Origin of the sequence: Bifidobacterium vansinderenii (genome assembly GCF_002234915.1) — a bacterium.
In the GTDB taxonomy this organism is placed as follows: Bacteria; Actinomycetota; Actinomycetes; order Actinomycetales; family Bifidobacteriaceae; genus Galliscardovia; species Galliscardovia vansinderenii.
In genome coordinates, this window is the sequence record NZ_NEWD01000014.1 from 55740 (window position 1) to 75977 (window position 20238).

The 20238-nt window shown below is 65.3% G+C and carries 7 protein-coding genes; 2 read left to right on the forward strand and 5 right to left on the reverse strand.

Translation table 11 applies throughout. From position 1 onward, the window contains the following. Positions 1-135: 135 nt before the first annotated feature. The 5 genes from Tam10B_RS06015 to Tam10B_RS06035 all read right to left on the reverse strand — a co-directional run bounded on the left by Tam10B_RS06015 (position 136) and on the right by Tam10B_RS06035 (position 12566). On the reverse strand, positions 136-1482 hold the full coding sequence (locus Tam10B_RS06015) for an MFS transporter (RefSeq protein WP_233133619.1): 1347 nt from the start codon (positions 1480-1482) through the stop codon (positions 136-138). 161 nt (positions 1483-1643) lie between these two features. Next, on the reverse strand, positions 1644-5756 hold the full coding sequence (locus Tam10B_RS06020; protein WP_093960352.1) for a UvrD-helicase domain-containing protein: 4113 nt from the start codon (positions 5754-5756) through the stop codon (positions 1644-1646). Then, positions 5756-10420: a PD-(D/E)XK nuclease family protein gene (locus Tam10B_RS06025; protein WP_233133620.1), complete on the reverse strand. Its 4665-nt coding sequence runs from the start codon at positions 10418-10420 to the stop codon at positions 5756-5758. The genes Tam10B_RS06020 and Tam10B_RS06025 overlap by 1 nt, the downstream gene beginning before the upstream one ends. Positions 10421-10523: 103 nt before the next feature. Continuing rightward, positions 10524-11498 carry a serine hydrolase gene (locus Tam10B_RS06030; RefSeq protein WP_093960353.1) on the reverse strand — a complete coding sequence of 325 codons (975 nt, stop codon included), beginning with the start codon at positions 11496-11498 and terminating at the stop codon, positions 10524-10526. Between the two features lie 3 nt (positions 11499-11501). Next, positions 11502-12566 carry a zinc ribbon domain-containing protein gene (locus tag Tam10B_RS06035; RefSeq protein ID WP_158214145.1) on the reverse strand — a complete coding sequence of 355 codons (1065 nt, stop codon included), beginning with the start codon at positions 12564-12566 and terminating at the stop codon, positions 11502-11504. 172 nt (positions 12567-12738) lie between these two features. On the opposite strand from Tam10B_RS06035, the gene Tam10B_RS06040 reads away from it, so the two are divergent. Next, a complete protein-coding gene (locus tag Tam10B_RS06040) occupies positions 12739-14208 on the forward strand; it encodes a serine/threonine-protein kinase (protein ID WP_233133621.1) in 1470 nt (489 codons plus the stop codon). Between the two features lie 141 nt (positions 14209-14349). Then, complete coding sequence (locus tag Tam10B_RS06045; RefSeq protein WP_158214146.1) at positions 14350-20232, forward strand: Ig-like domain-containing protein; 5883 nt, start codon at positions 14350-14352, stop codon at positions 20230-20232. Positions 20233-20238: the final 6 nt, after the last annotated feature.

A 20238-nucleotide genomic window follows, 5' to 3' on the forward strand; every position in this document is an offset into this window, starting at 1 on the left:
CGACATATCAGGCGCCTTGTGCGCGCTCACACTGTCGCGTTCCGACTACCAAGTTCGTTTCGACTCCCAAAATGTCCGCTTTCGACTACCAAAATGTCGCGTTCGGACTACCAAAAAGGCCTGATTCCAGCTCAATCACGCGCTTCGGCGGCGACGGGCAAGGGCCCAGGCGAGCGCGGCGAGCGGCACAGCGCAGGCGGTGGCGATGAACGGCAGCGTCATGCCGGCGGGGATGCCCAGGGAATCGAGCACCACGCCCGCGATGGAGCTGCCGAGCGAAACGCCCAGCGAATTGCCGGTGGCCAGCCACGACAGGCCCTCGGTCAGTGATTCGGCCGGCACGATCTCCTTGATCAGCAGATTGCCCGTAGCGAAGGTGGGGGCCACAAACAGTCCGGCGAGCACCTCGACCACGCCGAGCGCGATCAGATTGCCCGTGCACAGACGGAATCCCACATACCATGCCGACAGGATGGCCAGCAGCACCACCATGTGACTCCAGTGCGAGCCCTTGAGCTTGATCGAACCGAAGACCAAGGCGCCGACCAGCGATCCCACGGCGAACATGGCCAGCTGCAGCCCCACGACCTTCTCCATGCCCATCGCCTTGGTCATGGCCGTCACCGACACGTCGAACGCGGAGAAGCTGGTGTTGAACGCCACGAACACGACCACCAGCAGCGCCACGCCCGGATACACCAACGCGCTTTTGACATGACGTCGGGCGCTCATGGCGTTGATCTTCCGTGACGACTCCCCCTCACGAACGTTGCCGCCCTCGCCGATCACGCTGCCACCAGCGCTGGCCTCCACCGGGGTGAGCGTGATGACGGGCGGCTGCGTGGATTTGAGCGAGAAGAACACGCTGCCGCCGACCAGCGCGCACAATGCCGGAAACACCAGCTGCGAGACGGGGTGCACACTTGTGGCAAGGAACGCGGCCAGAATCGGGCCGAGCACGAACACGGTCTCATCGATCGCGGATTCGAAGGCGTAGGCGGCGTTGAGCAGCGTGTCATCCTTCTGACCGCGCAGCGCCCACGCCCAACGGGTGCGCACCAGCGCGCCGAACGCGAACTGCGTGATGCCAGTGAGCACGGCCAGTACGAACAGCACGGCCAGCGGAATACGGAATAGGGCACCCATGGCGAAGGACAGCATGGCCACCACCTGCAGCGCCAGCGCGATACGCCCCACCTTGAGCTGGCCGAACCGGTCGAACATGCGGGCGTAGAACGGGGTGACCACGGCGGCGGACAGCACGTACACCGCATTCATGGTGCCGGCCACGGTCCAGTTATCGTACAGGTGGTTCAGCGCGAGCACGATGCCCAGGCCCATCATGGAGATCGGCATGCGCGCCACGGCGGCGGCCGCGCAGAACGCCTTGGCCCCCGACACGCGGAAGATCAGGGCGTAGGGCGAGACGCGTCTGGCACGCACACCCCGGTCACGAGACATGTCGGACTGTGTATTCGTCATGGTTACAACCTCATGGAACTCTTGGTTTCGGCTGGTCGTCATCGGACCGATCGACTCATACGGGCAATCCGATGAGCAAGGGTTCCGGCCGCTCGCATGGATCTCGAAAGACCTATGAGAAGACGAATGCCGGGCGGCTTGGCTTCCGCGGCATGCGTGCGTCAGTCGTTGTCGGATTGCGTGGGCAAGCCCTTGCGCACACGGGCGAGAATCTCGTCCTCGCTCTTGGGAAGGGCATACAGTTCGCGTTCCGATTCGTCGTCGACGCTGAGGTAGTACAACGTGGCGTCGATGCGTTCCAGCGGTACTTCCTTGATGCGGGACCACAGTAACCGATACAGGTCAAGTTGGGCAAGTTTCACTTCGATGTCCTGCGTGTTGACCGGTTTGCGGCCGGTCTTCCAATCCACCACGGTGAAGCGGCCTGCATCGGACGGGTCGTCGAGCCCGCCGGAGAACACGGCGTCGAGTTTGCCGTTGATGATATGCCCGTCGATGTTCGCCGCGATCGACTGTTCCACGCACACCGCGGCACGACCGGCCCATCGTGAATCAACCAGTCGATGCTGCCAGATGAGCAGATGACGGTCCCGGGCATCCAACTGTCCGTCGGCAAGCATCTGATCCCGCTCCGTGAGATTGGCGAGCATGGACGCGCGCATATCCTGCGGCAGCATGGCGATCGATTCGGCGGTCTGGATCATGCCGTCGCCCTGCGGGCAGATGAACCGTGCAGCCCAGTCGTGGAATCGGGTGCCCGCCTCGGCGGCCGGCGAGGAACTGCGCGGAATCGGGCGGATGATACCGGCCCACATCCGGTAGCGTTTACGGTCAAGCTCTTTCCGAACCCTGGCGCCGGCTTCGCCGGTTCCACTGCCGTTCGCGTTGTCGTCCATGAGCGTCATACGCGTCTGGATGGCGGTCACGTTCTGTCGTCCGGCGGCAAGGATGCGTTCGCCCTGCTTCTCGAGCGAGGATATGTCGTCGGGACTGATCGCCGAATCGGCACGCGCCTCCATCACCTTGTGCGCGTACCCGAGCAAGGTCCGAGGTACGACGTTCCCGTTGGGATCCTTCGCATCAGATCGATCGACGGTCGTCTGGACGGTGCTGCCGGCACTGCCGGCACCATCGGCACCGCCGGTACCGTCATCCACGTTCCGCACCGCATCCACGCTACGTCTGACGGCGGCGGCCACGCGGTCCTCCAACGGCCTCGGCCATGGCACGTGCTCGTCCTCGGCTTCGGCGGGCGGCTCGAGCCATGCGGCGCCGACCACGGCGTTCTCGTAATCCTCGGCGTGATCGCCCGCAAAGAATCCGTACAGCGGGCGCAGCAGACCGTCCGGCCTGCAATCCTCCCGATCCGGCAGCCCCGTCGGAGCCATCACCGCATCGTCTCGTCCAGCGAGCGCCTCATGCACCTCCATCCAGAAGTTCGACGCCTTCTTCTCCATGGTTTCGTCGTCGATCGGCGTGTCCATGGAAGGCATGCGCGACAGGTTGGATTCCACGCTGAAGGTGAGCAGCGCGGCCTGCTTGGCGCGGGTGAGCGCCACATACATGAGTCGCCGTTCGTCGGCATGCAGCCGGCGACCGTATTCCTCCCTCTGGCTGAGGAAGCGCTCGCCGTCGGATGCCGAATCATCGGCGTACACCTCTGCATCCACACGTTCCACGGTGTCGAGCACGTCGAGCTGTGCCACCGGGTCGCCGTCCACATCCGCATCGTGCGGGAATCGTGGCAGGATGGCCGAATCCACGCGGACCGGCACCGGCACCGCGGTCAGATCGGTCAGCCATGTTCCCGCGGTCTCGTGGTATTCCGGCGGCGTCCAGCCGCCGTCCGCATCCACACCGCCGAGGTGATCGCCATCGGCCTTCACATTGAGGTGGTCTCCCTGGTTGCTGGGGAATCCCTTATTGGTCATGCCCACCACGGCGACGGCATCCCATTCGAGGCCCTTGGCCTGATGAATGGTCATCAACGTCACGTCGGCGGTGCCGGAGCTCTGTCCGGAGCCGGTTTCGGGGATCTTGCTCAACGCGTCCACCCAGGCGATGAATCCGCGCAGCGACGGCGCGACAGCTGCCGGCAGCTCCTGCAGATACGTGTCGGACAGGTCGGCGATGGCGTCGAGCGACGCGCGCGCCGCGGTGGGGGCATGTTCGCCGTCACGGCCGGCGATGGCCTGGGCCACCACGCAGTCGATGTCGAGTCCAAGCTGTTCCACGGCGATGCGCAGCACGTCGGGCAACGGCAGGTGCATGCTGGATTCCATGACGCGCAGCATGGATGCCACGGCGAAGAACAGTCGACGACCACGCGGCGAAACCGCCGACCCGTCGAGCTTCCGTTTGAATCCGGAGTCAAGCAGCAGGTCGGCGAGGAACACTCCGTTGGGCACGATGTCGCGATGCCGTTTGACAATACTGGCCCATTCGCGCTTCGGCTCGTCCCCGGTGGCGAATCCCGCGGTGACAAGTGCCCGATACCGGTATTCGGTGTTCGCTTCGTCGGCGAGTCCGGCCACGGTCTTGAGGTCGTCGGCGTCGATGGAGAAGCGGGGCGTGGCCATGAGCCGCATCAGCGAGCCGGTGTCCGTGTGATCGGCCACCGCATGCAGCAGGGCAAGCAGGTCCTTGACCTCCGGACGGTCCAGCAGTGCGGAATAGCCCACCACCTCGCAGGTGAGTCCCGCATTCTCCAAGGCCTCGCGATAGTCGGGAATCGACTTCTTGGAGCGGAACAGGACCGCGGTATGCGTACCGGGAACGGGATTGCCCTCCTTGTCCCTGCCGTACAACTCCTTCGCCTTTCCGGCGAAGCGGACCACGGCGTCGATCTCCTGACCGCGCGTCACGTACCCTTGCACACCGATCGTGCCCAGCGGAGAGGTGACGCCGCCTTCCGCGATCCACGGGTTGAGCACGTCCACGTCCACCTCGCGCATCAGCGAACTGCTCGGTCGTCGCGGCGTGTCGCGCAGCGGTATGGTCAGATCGTTGGCGGCCTCGAGCACGATGCGCGGATTGCGCCGGGTGAAGGTCAGCGCGTACGGCTTGCGCAAGGTGTCCATGCCGAAATCACGTTGGAACATGCGGAACGCACCGGGGCTGGCGCCACGCCACGCGTAGATCGACTGGAACGGATCGCCCACCGCGTTGACGGCCGTGGGGGTACCGCCCTTGCCGCCCGTGTGAAACAGTGCGGCAAGCAGCGTGGCCTGAGTGGTGGAGGTGTCCTGGTATTCGTCCAGGAACACGTGCGAGTAGCGACGCCGGTATTCCTCGCCGATCGAGGGGAATCGGCGGATGAGCTGGAACGCGGCGATGGTGAAGTCGCTGAACTCCGCCATACCGGCGCGCCGCTTGGCGTCCTGGAACTCCTCGGCCAGCGTGAGCAGCAGTTCACGACGACGGGTCACGGTTCGTAACGCATCGGCGCGGTACAAGCCGCGTTCATGCTCGATGTCGGTCATCGTCTTGGCGTATGCGGCCAGTTTTTCGGCGAAGGAGTCGTCGGTGTCCTTCTTCGTGCGCTTCGGCGGCTTCTTCGGGCTCGGCTCCTTCTCGGGAATCGGCTCGTCCCCGATGAGCGAGTCCAACCGTGCGATGAACGCGGAATCCCATCGGCGGATACGATCCACGGCGTCGTGGAAGGTCAGCACATCGCCGCCGATCATGGAGCTCGCGATGGCGTGCGACAGATCCATGAGCCGTGCGGTGAGTGTGGGGAATTGTCCCATGTCCTCGGAATCGTCGCCCGTGCCGGACGATGCGGCATCACCGCCGCCTAGGGCGTCAACGTCCGCATCGGTGCCCGAAAACAGCATCGCCATGTGCCTGCCGACCACGTCGGAGGCCAGCTGGTAGGCTCCCGCCTCACTCAACGGCTGCGTGTTCTGATCCATGCCGACGAGCAGACCGTACTGGCGCACGATCGATTGGAAAAACGCATCGTAGGTGAAGATCTCCGGCTTGAGGAACGCCCGATCCGGATCAGCCGTCGTTCCTCCGACGCCGCCCGCTTCCGTGCCGTCGCCATTCATGGCCTTGGACACGGCACCGGACACGCGGTCGAGCAGTTCGGACGCCGCCTTGCGAGTGAAGGTGAGTCCGAGAATACGCTCGGCCGGCACTCCCCGGTTGATCAGGCCGATGATGCGGTTCGTCATCGTGTAGGTCTTGCCCGAGCCGGCACCGGCCACCACCAGGATGTCGTCATTCACCGGGGCGTCGATGACCGCCGCCTGTTCGAAAGTCGCTGCCATTATCGGACCTCCAATACGGATGTGATGTCGTCGGCACAGGCGGGGCAGGCGTCCTTGTGCCAGCAATGCTTGACGTGTTCGTCATCAGGGTCGGCAAACAGTCTCGTCGACTGCACGGCTCCGGCCGCATACAGCACGCGTGCGATCATGGTCAACGCCCATATGGTCTGCGTGCCACGCATGTCGAGCAGGATCTTCCATGCGGTGTCGCTTACGCCCGACGGCGGCACGGTCGGCAGGACAGGCTCGTCGAACAGTTTGCCGATCGACGACGCGTAGTAGCGCGGTGTGAACGGCTGATCGTTGATGTGCCCGTTGCGGAACAGGGCCGGCTGATGGCAGGATTCGGCCACGCGATTGTATGAGGGCGATGCCTTGTCCTTAACGAAGAACAGTCCGGACTGGCCGATGAACGGAATCCTGGGGAGCTTTCGCGGCTTCCCGTCCGTACCGCTGCCCGCGTTCACGGTTCTCAGCAGCTGTTCGTCGAACTGCTCGCCCAGCTGGTAGCACACCAGTTGCAGGTCGCTGAAGTTCTGTTTGGCACTTCGTGACTTGCCGGTCTTGTAGTCGATGAGTCGCAGCTGCCGGGTGCCGTCGTCCATCACGCGCGTCTCCTCGCGGTCCATACGGCCCGAGATGCATACCTGCAGATTCTTGCTCATGCCTTCCGGCCAGCCGCCGACCAACGCGCCGAGCATGCCGTAGAAGTCGTCGAGCCCCACCTGCTTGACGCCCGGTGTGGCGTTGTATGCGGTCAGGATCCAGTTCAGATCGAACCGGGCGAGGAACGGCTTCTCGCATGTCGCGGATTCGATGGCACCGACCGGAACGGGCGACGTCTTGCTTCCCTGACGTCCGTACGTGCCGGCGGCGCCCGGTCCTCCCATGGCCGTGGCGCTGTCCACGAAGTATTCGGCGATGTGGCGCAGCAGCGTGCCGGCGGAACGGTCCTTATACATGGCGTCGTATCGTTCGGCCACGGACGGGATGTCCTCGGGATCCACCCGCAGTTCGGCGTAGATGTCGAGCATGCGGTCGGTGATCGCGGCGGTCTTCTCCTCTGGCGTCGCTCCCGGCTGTCCATCCGGCAGATCCAGTCCTTCGGCGCTGGCACGTTCGGCCACGGCGTGGATGATGGTGCCGAAGCTCGTGGCCACGCTCGACGGGCGTGGTCCGACGAACTGGTTGTCCATCAGCCAGCACACCGGGCAGTTCCAGATGCCGTCGACGGCGGACGGGGAGAGTCGGACCATGGGACCGGCCGTCTTGTCTCCGTCCGATGCCGTCTGTTCATCCACCTGATTCCGTTCCTGTTTCGACAGCCCATCGGGCAGTGCCTTGGTGTCGAAAATCACGGCGTCGTCGGGCAGATCGTCGTCACGGGCGCCGTCGGCATACGCGGCATCCACGAACGGCCAGTTCCTCGGATCGGCGTACGCGACTCCCTGATCGCTCAGATACCGCAGCGTATCCGCAGCGTCGCGGAAGGCCTTGTCTCCGACGATATCCCTTCCGGCGGCGAGTATGGCCCTGGCCTCGGTCACGATGCCGCGAACACTGAGCTCCAGACCGTGGTAGCGTTCCGACTGCCCCACCTCGGTGTAGTGGGTGAACGGCACGTCCTTGTTCTCCGGATCCTTGCGCACGAACAGTTCAGGCATGAATCCGTACAGGAAGTCGGACGGTACATGATCGTCGTCCGATACCGCGCTCACCTGCACTCGTGATTCGGCTCTGGTGATCGCCATGAGGAAGCTTCGCTTCTCGCCATACAGCACCGATGCCACCCGTTCGGAACGCGTCGGCGCCACATCGCCGGCCCCGGTTCCGGCGAGCGAGGATGCGAGCCGTCCGTGCAGCATCACATCGGCCAGATCGTCGACGCCGAACATGGTGTTGCGCGCCGCCAGATTCGGCCACACGCCCTGTTGCACGGCGGGCATCCACACCAGAGGCCAACTGTGTCCGATCGCGCCGGCCGGCGTGGTGAGCGTCACCGCCTCTTCCACCGGTCGGACATGGGCCAGCGAATCCGCCTCGAGCTCCATGGCACGCACCTGTTCCACGAACGCCGTCACATCGTGCTGCGCGCCGCTGGACTCGGCGAACTGGAACAGTCGCATGGCGGTGTCGAGCCGGTCGTTGGCAGCACGGCCATCGGCATCATCACGCAACGCCTGACGCTGCCATCGTTCGGCCACGCCGGCCGCCTGCCATGCCTCCCACAGCACATAGCGGGACTCTTTCAGCGGCATGGACCGCAGCTTTTCGACCACAACGTCGATCATCGCCCAGGCCCGTTCAAACGCTGCGGCCTCCGGGTCGGTCCACGCCCGCTTTGCACGCGGTTTTCCGCTGTCAGCGCCCGCGGCCGCATCCGAACCGTTCTGATTCGTCTTCTCCTGTTTCGCATCGCGAGAGCCAAGCACCGAATGAATCGCCTGAATCACCCGTTCGGAGGGCTCGCCGCCCTCGGCCAGCAGCAGGTTCATGGCATCCGTGCCGAATCCCATGGAACCGGTGTCTTCGGATGATCCCCCGCCCATCAGGGAATCATCCACGCTGATGGCGTCACCGTCACGGCGACGCTCACCGTCGAGCAGACGGTCACGCAAATCGGCCCAATCGTCCATCATCGCGTGCAATAGCGCACGATCCGCTCCGGAGGATTCCGCTGCCGTTCCGACATCGGACCGATCGTTCTGCGACAGTACGCGCGAAAGTGATTCCAGTGAATTCATGGCGGCATTGATCGCAGACACGCGCAGCGGATGTGCGGCGCCGCCGGCCGTGGTCACGCTCACCAGAGGACTGCCGAGCAGCATACGCATGCGGGAACGCACGAATACGGCGAGTGCACGAGCGTTCATCGTGGTGGTGTCGATGCCCTGTTCGCGTAGCAGTGCCAGTTCGATGATGGCGAACAGGCCCTGAACGAACGGCTCCTCCTTGAGTGGTTTCGTGACCGACGAGTAGTGCACCGGAACGCCTTCGCGACGCAGCCGTTCGCCGAATGCGCGCACGGTGCTGTTGTCGTGGGCGATCACGGCCATATCGTTCCACGACCTGTGGCCGATCGTATGGGCGTGCAGTATGCGCCACGCCACGTCGTCGAGTTCCTCGCCGGTGCTGTGGTACAACGCGGCGCCTACGCTCCCGTCGGGAGATTCGGCCGGAACCGCCGGGGAGGTTTCGCCGTCGCGGCCGGTCAGGGATGATATCGGCGAGGCTCCCGGCCATTGCGGCATCTTGCCCAGTCGCTCAGGAAGGGGAATCGACGTCGGTTCCAGTGACAGGATGCCCAGCGATGTGCGGGCGGCCACCAGATCACGGTAGGAGTAGGAACATGCGTCGGGAGCATTCCATACGTCGGCGCGAACGCGCGCATGGGGCTCTTCGACTTCCTCGAGGACAGGCCCTTCCGGGATGAGTCGTATTGCGAATGCGCCGAGACGACCTAGATTGCGGTCGTTCACCATACCCGCCGCATCGTCCGACGTGTTTTCGGCGAGCGCATCGGGGGCGAGCGGCTGCTGCGTTGCACGGAGGAACAGGAATTCGGGGTATGAGCCACGGAAGCCCTGCACCGCTTCGTCGGGGTTGCCAATCAAGACCAGATTGCTGCCCGACTGTTCGATCGCCTGTAGGAACGCCATGCCGGCGAGCGTCACGTCCTGTGCGTCGTCGACGATCACCACGCGGGGTATGGCGGCGTCTGCCGGCGGCAGCCCCTCGCTCAACGCCCGTCGAACGGCTTCGGTGCCCTCCACGAGCAGTCGGGACGCGTCCAGTCGGTATTCGTCGGGATAGGTGTGGTTGATGGCTGCGACGTATTCGCGGCGCAGGGCGAACGCGGCCCGCCATTGCGCGGCCAGACGTTCGCCGCGAATGCCGGCGTCGTCGGTGGCGTCGGCCAGTGTGGCGATGATGGCGTCCTCCTTGGCGGAGGATGCTCCGAGTTCGTTCATACGGGCGAGCATGTCGCGCAGCTGAGTGATGAACACGTCGCTGATGCCGCGCTCGAACAGTTCGTCGGTCGATGCGTCTCGCGTGTCGTCGGCGCTGTTCCCAAGGGTGTTCGCGTCCGTCCCGTCCTGCGAGGACACCAGTCCGGTCCAGTTCGAGGAGGCGAAATATGCGGCGAGCAATCGGCAGGTATCGCACTGGTCACCGGCCCGCACGTGGGCCACATGGGAGGCCAGCACGGATCGCAGGATGGCATCCTGCTCGGCACCGTTGAGCAGTTTGGGCAGGGGCAGGCCGTCGCGTCCCCGCATGGTGGAGATGATGCGGAACGCCAGTGCGGCGAGCGTGGTCACGGGTCGGGCGAGCGCGGTCTGGCCAACGTCGTGGATCACTCGCAGGCTCAGGTCGTCGGCGACGGTTCGGTTGGACACGATCATTACCGCGCCCGCCGATGTGGCTTCGTCGTAGGCGGTCTTGTCCGCCGTCCCTGTTTTGCCGCCGTACAGTACCTTTAGCGCGAACTCGGTTTTGCCCGACCGTGGCGGTCCCGCCACCAGCAGGGTGCGGGTGAACCGGGCGTCCGCATCGGATTCCCCGATTCCGTAGGGAAGCGCCCGGCCCTCCAGGAGATGCTGGGCCTGCTCGAACGCCTGGTCGATCGTCATTGCCTCGTACGGCGCGCGTTTCTTCGTCATGCCACCCATCCTATCCGTGTTGGGGAAGGGTGGCGGTTTTCTGCAACCGGCGCGGCGCCGTGTCGGCATCGCATGCCGGAGGGCCGCGCCGGACCTTGGGATCTTACTGGTTCATGGCGTCCCAGACCGTGCCGGAGATGGCGCGGATGTTGGCCTGCGCCGTGGAGTTGTCCACGTCCTCGCTCATCACGGTGATCACATAGTCGCCCTTGGTGCCGTATACGATCGCCGCATCGTTTTCGGTTCCGGGGATCTCGCCGGTCTTGTTGGCCACCTTGGTGCCGTCGGGCACGCCGGCGGGGATCTTGGTGCGACGGGTCTGACCGAGCAGCAGGTCGAGCATCTTCGCGCTGACGTCGGCGGAGACCAGCTGGCCTCGGTATACCTTGGCCATGAAGGCGCCGGCGTCGTTCACCGAGGTCTGCTTGAGGCTGGAGTCATGCGTGCCCGAATCGTAGAGCAGATCGTTCATCGCGGTTTCGGTGAACCCGTTGGCCTTGGCCGTGTCGTTGACGATCGTGAATCCGGCCTGCGCGTCGTCGCCACCCAAGGTTGTCACCAGGGTGTTGGTGGCCTGATTCGAGCTCACGGTGATCATCTGCGTGAGCAGGGTGTCGATGTCGGCCGTTTCGGTGAGCTTGCCCTGCGCGATCTGATCGTAGACGGCGAGCATCACGTACAGTTTGATCACCGATGCGCTGGGCTGCCTGTGGTCGTTGATCGAGATGGACGCCCCGGTGGTCATGTCCTCCACGTAGAGGGACCAGGTGCCGGAGTAGCCGCCAAGCTGCTGTTCGAGGGTGCCTTTCAGCGTATCGAGCTGCGTTTGCTTGGCCTGTTTGGCGGCATCGGTCGGATTCTCGCTGGGGGTTGCCGTTGCGCTGGCCGAGCCTGTCGGCTGTTGTTTTTCGGTTTCGGATGAGGCGCTGGCCGATGTGTCTGGCGTGGTGCCGCCGACGATCAGCCGCGTGGATGCGGCCCAGACGAGTCCGGCCACGACGAGGATGGTGACCAGCGCCGCAATGACGATTCTGGCCGTTCGGTGTTTGGTGGGAAGCGTGCGGATGTGTTTGCCCATGGTTCACTTCACCTCGGAGGCGACTTCGGCGAGAATGTCGTTGGTCAGCGACACCGCGGTGTCCTTGCCGAGGTTCTGGGTGAGCACGGATACGGCCATGGTCGTTTTGCCGGTCTTCATCAGAATGAAGAAGTTGTAGGAGTTCTTGATGCCCTGTCCGCGGTGTCCGTTGAGTATGACGCCGGAGGGCGTGGTCACACCCTCACTGGCCAGATCATAGGACAGCAGATTCGTGCCGCCGGCATTGTCCGTGGCGGCGAGCATCTTGGCCGCGTCGGCAGCCGACGTGTAGTTCTCGTATCCGGAGTTCGATGCCTCCACGTCGCCGAACGCGCGCTGGAAGTCGGTGTTGGAGTATCCGGCGCCGCCCAGCCATCCGTTGAGCGTAGACAGACCGCCGATATCGGAGATCGCAGCATTGCCGGAGTCGTTGTCCATGGTGCGCATCATGGTCTCCGCCGAGGAGACGGCCCCCGGGTTGCCGGAGCTTTTCGCCGCCAGATAGACGGGCAGGTACAGGCCCGCGGCCACGAACTTGGTGTTGGCCTGGCTGGAGTCGAATTCGTCGTTCTCCCCCACGGGGATCACGCTCACCGCGGCTTCGGTCTCGGAGTACCCGCTGACAATGGACTGCAGCTTGTCGGTGTTAAGCGTGATGCCCGCTTTGGCGCTCGCCGATGCGGAGGACGGGGAAGTCGATTTCGGCGAGGCGGCGCTCGACGTCGTGGCCGGAGAGGCCGCACCCTTGTTACCGGAACCGAGCACGCCGTACGCGATGCCGACGCCCAACAGGACGAGAACGAGCACCGCGGCAGCGACGATGACCGGAACGTTGGGCTTGCCCTTGGGCTTCGGCGCGTCTGCGGCCGGCTGCACTGTCGGCTGCGTGGGCGTACCCCAGTTCGGCTGCGTCGGCATGGTCTGCGCGGACATGGTTTGCGTCGGCTGCTCCGCAGTGCTCGTGTCACTGGCGCTCGCGTCGTTTGGCGTCTCCACCGCGGCTCCGCAGTTCGTACAGAACTTGGCGTCCTCCTCCAACACCGAACCGCAATTGGTGCAGAATCTCATGTCGCGCATCCTTCCTCTATTGCTCATGATCGTCATCACCTTCGGCGGTCATTGCAGTCATTCCTGAGCGAACATTCTAGCCATCGACGTTTACCGGGCGTCGCGGTCTTCCCAGACCGGCGCAAAGCCCGTGCGGTAGGATGCAGACAATGACACTCGATTGCAGGGAGTAGTGGTCCATACCATCATGATGATCGCCGATCCGCCTGATCTTGAGGGCTATGATTTCATCCGCACGCTGGGCTCCGGAGGTACGGCCACCGTGTTCCTGTACCGGCAGCGCGTGCCAAACCGTCAGGTGGCGATCAAGGTGGGCAACCGGCCGATCACGGACGCCGGCGTTCGCCGCCGCTTCCACGACGAGTCGGATTTCATGGCGCGGCTTTCCGAGCATCCGTTCATCGTGTCCATCTACAACGCGGGCATCACGGCCGACGGACGCGGCTACATGGTGCTCGAGTATGCGAGCGCCGGCAGCTATCGGGACCTGATGAAGCGTCGGCAGCTGTCCGTCGACGAGGTGCTGTCGTGCGGCATCAACGTGGCGAGCGCCCTGTATGCCGCGCACCGGCAGGGTATCATCCATCGTGATCTGAAGCCGGGCAACATTCTCATCTCCGCGCAGGGTCTGCCGCTGCTGGCGGACTTCGGCATTTCGGCCACCATCTACGCCACCGGCGTGATGGGCTTTTCGGTTCCCTGGGCGCCGCCGGAGGTGCTGACCGGCCGCTCCTCCGGCTCCGAGGCCGCCGACATCTATTCGCTGGCGGCCACCCTGTTCGCGTTGCTGGTGGGTCGTTCCCCGTTCGAATACGGATACGAGGTGCATGACCGCGACGAGCTGGCCCGCACGATCGTGCACGGTGAGCTGCCGCGCATCCGCCGCCCGGATGTGCCCAAGGGGTTCGAGGATGTGCTGCGCAAGGCGATGGCCAAGGATCCCGATGACCGGTACTATTCGGCGCTCGAGTTCGCCCGTGACATGCAGCGCGTGCAGATGCGCGAATACGGCCATCAGACTCCGGTGACGGTGGAGAACGTGCCGCAGTATCCGCAGGATCGTGGGGGTCGACGTTCCCGCGATGAGGCCACACAACGGCCGGGCGGAGGACCTGAGAGACCAGGTGGTCGGTCCGGCGCGTTGCCGCAGACGGCTCCGGAACGACTCGGAAGACGGCGTGTCATCGTTGCGGCCGGCGCGGCGGTGGCGGTGATCGCGGCGGTGGCGCTGTTCGTCACGCTGGTGCTGCCGAATGTCGACGCCGTGTCGGGTAGCGGCTCCTCGTCGGTCGCCGGAGGTGACGTGCCGTCGCCGTCTTCGTCCTCCTCGTCATCCGCCGACGAATCCGAGGGATCGGCCGGCGAGTCTGTGCCGTCTCCAGCCGATCTGACCGGATCGTATGACGGCACGTCGGTCACGTTCACGTGGACGAACCCGGATCCGCGCGCAGGCGACCGGTATTCGTGGACGCGCATCACCGGCGATGCCGGCAGTCAGGAGGCGAACGCCACGCTCACGGATTCCACCACGCTACGTTTGGACAACGTGACCGACGATCAGACGTGCATCCAGGTGAGCATCGTGCGTGAGAACAGGAGGATGTCGCAGTCACCGGCCACTGCGTGCGCGGTCCGCAGGTAGTGTGCAGACGGGGGCGTACGGGTGTCGGCCTCCAACGGTTCGGCCTATCATGGCTCATATGTTTCCGGCCGTCGGGCCGGCATTGGAACAGGGGGTGCCATGGGTCGCGAGCATCGGTCCGCCGCGCGTTCAACGTCACGAATGACTTGGCGTCGCAGCCCGCTTGCGCCGTTTTTTCGCAACCGCTGGCTGGCTCCGGTCGTTGGCCTGCTGCTGATCGTCGGCATCGTGGTGGGTGCGGTGATCGTCGAATCGATCACACGTCGGCACGTGCAGCTCGACGACGGCACGGTGTGGGTCACGTCGATCAGTGATCAGAAGGCCGCTCGATTCAACGTTCGTCTCAAGGAGGCCGACGCGTCGGTCTCGTCGTCCGCGGCGAACTTCGACGTGGGACAGTCGGGATCCGACACCGTACTCACCGAGGATTCGGACGCGTTGCAGATCTCCGCGTCCACCGTGGCCGTGGACGGCCGCACCAACATTCGTTCCGACACGCAGACCATCGTGTCGGGTTCCACCGTCGTGTTCTTCAACACGAAGACGGGCAACGTCTGGGCCGGAGACGCCGATTCGGTCGACGCCGTGACCCCCACGACCGGCAGTCCGGCAATGAAGCTCGGCTCGGGCGGCAAGGTTGTCGTGGACCATAACGGAACGATCTACGGATACCGTCCCGCCGACGCGATGGTGTTGACATTGGATGATCCCCGTGGCGTCTCACCGCGCGAATGGGGGTCGCTGAACGACGGCAAACGTCTGAACGTCGATGATTTCACGGTGGTGAACGGCACTCCGGTGGCCTCGTCCGGCGCCACGGTGATCACGCCCAAGGGCAAGGCCTCGCTGCCGATCACCGGCAAGGCGACGCTGCAGGATCCGCCCACCGACGACGCGCAGGGCAACTGGGTGGCGGCGGTCACGAACGCCGGACTGTATCTGGTGAACCTCGACCGTCCGGGAGCCGATCCGACGGCTCTGGCGGCCGGAGGCGAAGGCGAGGCGGCACGTCCCGTCTCGTCGGGGGGATGCGTGTGGGCGGCGTGGAGCCGGAACGCGGACAACTTCGTCAAGGTATGCGACGTGAACGGCGATGACGCTTCGGGCAGGACCGCTCAGTTCGTCACGCTCAAGGATGTGGACGCCACCTCGCAGCTGCGGTTCCGCACGAACCACCGTCTGGTGGTGCTTAACGACGTGACCGACGGCAAGGTGTGGAATCCGGACGACTCCACGGATGCGATCAAGCTGCAGTGGAACCAGATCCGGTCCGAGAATCCCACCACCAGCCGGGACAATCAGAACACCGCCGACAATCACCGCGACTTCGCCCAGACGTGCTCGGCCACATCGGGCTCGATCAAGGCGGTGGACGACACGTTCGGCGCCCGCACCGGCAGCGAGCAGATTCTCGACGTGCTGCGCAACGACGAGCAGACCGACTGCTCGGTGCTGCATATCGAGAAGGTGGAGTCCCCCGGCGGCGGTGTGACCGTGGCGCCCGTGTACGACGGACGCTACTTGCAGCTCGACGCCACGCAGGCAGGCGCGGGCACCGTACGGTTCTCGTATTCGATCTCCGACGGGCACGGCCAGTCGTCCTCCGCCACCGTAACGCTGAACCTCACGTCCGACGGCGATCATGCGCCGGCGCAGACCGACGTGCCGCCCGAATACCAGGTGGAGCAGGGAGCCACGTACACCGCGAACGCGCTGGCGAGCTTCTCCGACGACGACGGCGATCCGATGACCCTGGTGTCGGCGAATCCCACGAATTCGGATCAGGTGATGGTCTCCACCCGTTCGGACGGCCAGCTCGTGTTCAACACCGGTTCGCAGACCACGGGCCGTGTGGCCGTGGACGTGACCGTATCCGACGGCGAGCAGACCGGCACGGGCACCGTATACTTCTCCATCCGCCCCGCGAACACGCTCTCCCCCGTGATCGACCCGGTGGTCAAACAGGCCCAGCCGGGAACGAGCACCACGGTGGATCTCAAGCCCTACGTGCATGGCAATTCCACCCAGCCGGTGCAGCTCGGTTCGATCTCCCAGCCGGACGGCGCCACGGCAACGGCCAATGCCGAAACCATGTCGTTCACGTTCACCGCGGCCAACCCCGGCACCTACTACGTGCCGTACAGCATCCTGCAAGGGTCGAAGCAGTCCACCGGTCTGGCACGCATCGAGGTGGCCAAGGCGAGCGGGGACTCCGCCAAGCCGGTGGCGACCAACGATGTAGCGCTGCTCGGCAGCGGCAACACCGCGATCGTGGAACCGCTGAGCAATGACGTGGACCCGCTGGGCGGCGTGCTGGCCGTCACGTCGGTGAGCGTGGACCCGAACACCGGCATCAAGGCCGGTCTGGTGGGCAACAAACGCGTGTATCTGACCGCGCGGCAGACCCCGACCAAGCCGGTGGCGGTCACGTACACCGTGGCCAACGCGCAGGGCAGCTCCGAGGGGCGCATCATCCTGCAGCCACCCACGTCGACCAGCCAATCGGCGGCGCCCAAAGCCGGCAACATCAACGCCCAGGTACGCACCGGCGGCATCGTGACGATCGACGTGCTCGACCATGTGACGGCGACCGGCACCGTGACGCTCGACACCGATCTGACCTACGACAAGCAGACGTTCTCCGGGCTCGTGTTCGTTTCCGGCGACACCGTGCGCTATCAGGCGGGGAGCAAGGAGGGATCGTTCCCCGTCACGTACACGGTGCGGGACACGCTGGGCAACACGGCGTCCGGCACGATCACCATCGCCGTGCATGCCTCCGACGCCGCCGGCAAGCCGGCCCCCACGCCCGCGGACGTGACCGCGCAGGTGGCGGCCGGCGACAAGGTGCGCATTCCGATCGATCTCACCGGCATCGACGTGGACGGCGACGGCGACACGCTGAGCGGCTTGGGCAACACCGTCCCCTCGCTCGGCCGCATCACCGAGGTGGGGGCCGACTACCTGATCTACGAGGCGTATTCGGATTCGTCGGGAACCGACACGTTCACGTACGCCGTGGAGGACTGGACCGGCCAGCGTGCGCAGGCGCAGATCCGCGTGGGCGTGTTCCGTGGCGGTTCCGATTCCGGAGTATTCGCCCGCGACGACTCGATCAGCGTGCGACCCGGCACCAAGGTGGATGTGCCGGTGCTGCTCAACGACATCTCCGGCGACGACGAGAGCCTGACGCTCGACGCGCATCTGAGCACGCAGGGTCTGGAATCAGCGAAGGTGAAGGACGACATGGTGGAGTTCACGGCACCAGACTCCCCTGGCACCGCCTACGTGACGTACACGGCGAAGACCAAGGCGGGACTCACCGACACCGCCACGCTGAGCGTGACCGTGGCCGACGACGCGCCGATCTCGCCGCCCACCGCCTACGACTACAAAGTGCCTGCCAGCGCCACGGTGGACAAGCGCACCGTGGATGTGGACGTACGCGACTGGATCGCGAACCCGTCCGGCAGCGTGGACGATCTCGAGGTAGGCGTGGATGCGAGCGCCGCCGATCATGCGCGCCGCAAGGGCGGCTCGTCGTCGACGGTGATCTCCGTGGATCTGACCGATGCGGCGCGCGCCGTGCCGTACACGGTGACGAACACGCGGTACAACGTGACGTCCACCGCGTTCATCCAGGTGCCCGCCTACGGCGTGTTCCCGCCGACGCTGCGTCCGAAGGCGCCGGAGCTGACGGTGCGCGCCGGCGAGTCGATCGACATTCCCATCGCCGACCATGTGCGTGTGGGCGCGGGCAAGACCGCGCTGATCGCGTCGAAGGATTCGGTGAGCGCCACCAAGTCGGACGGCGGCAGCCTGTATGTGAACGAGACGACGCTGCGGTTCACGGCGGCCAAGGACTATTCGGGTCCGGCGTCGATCACGTTCACCGCGGTGGATGGCCGCAAGGGCAAGGGGGCGATCGTGAACTCCGCGGTGCTGACCCTGCCGATCACGGTGGTGGGCAAGGATGCTCCGGCGCCCACGTTCTCCTCGCCGACGGTGGATGTGGTGCCCGGCGAGGATGCGAAGACCATCTCCCTGTCCGCGTTCACCAAGGCGCCGGATGGCTCCGACGCGTCGTCGTACGCGTATTCGTCGTCGGGCCTGTCCACGCCGGTCAGCGCCACGGTGGCGAAGAGCGGCGAGCTGACGGTGAGCGCGCCCAAGGACGCCAAGCCCGGTACCACGGTGAATCTGCCGCTGACGATCGACTACGGTTCCGGTCAGGTCAAGACCGGTGTGACGTTGCGGGTGACGCAGACGGATCGTCCGCTGGCCCGCGTGCCCGATGCGGCGGTGAAGATCAAGGCCGGCGAGACGCAGCAGGTGAACGTGCTGCAGGATGCGTACAACCCGTTCCCCGATACGCCGTTGAAGATCGTGGGCGCGTCGAGTGACGGATCGCATGTCTCGGCGTCGACCGCGCAGGACGGCACGGTGTCGGTCACCGCGGCGCAGGATGCTCCGGCGTCCACGAACCGTGTGACGGTCACGGTCGAGGACGGAACCGGCGACGAGTCGCGCAGGGTGAGCGCAACGATCACGGTGTCGGTGCTGGGACTGCCGGATGCGCCGCTGCTGTCGCCGGTCACCGATCTGCCGTCCGATGGCGCGGTGAGTCTGTCGTGGACGCCCGGCTCGGCGAACGGCAGCCCGATCGTGGAGTATCAGGTGGATTATGACGGCGGTTCCCTCTCGTGCGGCACGAGCACCACGTGTCTGGTCACGAGACTGGAGAACGGGCGCGAATACTCGTTCACCGTGCGTGCCCGTAACGAGGTCGGATGGTCCAAGCCGTCGAACACGGTGAGGGCCACGCCCGATCGCGTGCCTGCGGCGCCCGGAGGGGTGAGCGTGACCGGCGGCTATCATGCGGTGACGGTGAACTGGTCGGCGCCGGGCGCGGACGGCGGCACGCCGGAATCGTACACGGTGACGATCAACGGCGCCGGCGGCACGCAGACGGAGACCGTGACCGGCACGTCCGCCACGTTCTCCGTGGACAACAACGCCGGCGGCTCGGCGTTCTCGGCAACTGTGAAGGCGCATAATCGTGCCGGCGACGGCCCCGAGGCGGCGAGTGGCCAGCCTGGCACGCCGTGGGGCGACATCGATCCGCCGTCGCTCACGCTGGAGCAGGCCGGCGACACGATCCGCGGCACGATCGGCGAGATCAACGATCATGGCGCGGGCTGCGCGAGCGTGACGGTCAGCCGCGGAGGCCCGGTGTCGTGCACGGAACGCTCGTTCAGTTTCACGATCGACAAGGGCGAATACTTCAAGGAGGTCTCCGTGTCGGTCACGGTCACGCCGTCTCGTGAGGGCACGCATGGCGCCACGGTGTCGCAGACGATCGTGCCACAGACCGAGGTGGCGCGTCCCGACGTGCAGGTGAGCGCCGACGGCGGTTCGTGCACGGCCACGTGGAAGGCCAACGGCCTGTTCGACAGCGTGTCGGTGGCGTTCGGCGACAAGACGAGCACCGATGCGAACGGCTCGCTCACCGTGAGCCTGAGCCCGTGGACGAGCTGCCCGACCGCCACGGCCACGCAGTCGCTGAACGGTCACGCCGGTGAGACGGTGACCGCGAGCGAACCCACCGGATACGTGTACAAAGTGGCGCCCACGATCGACATGAACGGCTTCTGGCTGGAGTGGGACGGTTCGGACCGCAATCATCTGGTGGTGCGCAACACGAACGGTTCGGCGGTGAACACGTATGGCAAGGAGCCGGTGATCGAACTGAGCGTGGACGGCACGGCCGTGCCGAACGCGTCCACGGCCGACGGCACCGTGATTGACCTGACGCAGCTGGGCGGCTCCGCCGACCCGTCCAAGTGGCGGCTGAAGGTGTCGCTCAAGGGCGAGGACGCGTCGCTGAACGCCGATTCGGGCGATCAGGCGATCCGCGGCATTCGCCCCAACGCGTCCACGGCCTCGTATCTGACCGATGACGGACGGTTCGTCGTGCGCAGCGTCTCGGCAGCCGATCTGGTACGCTTCCCGATGTCCTCATGAAGGAGA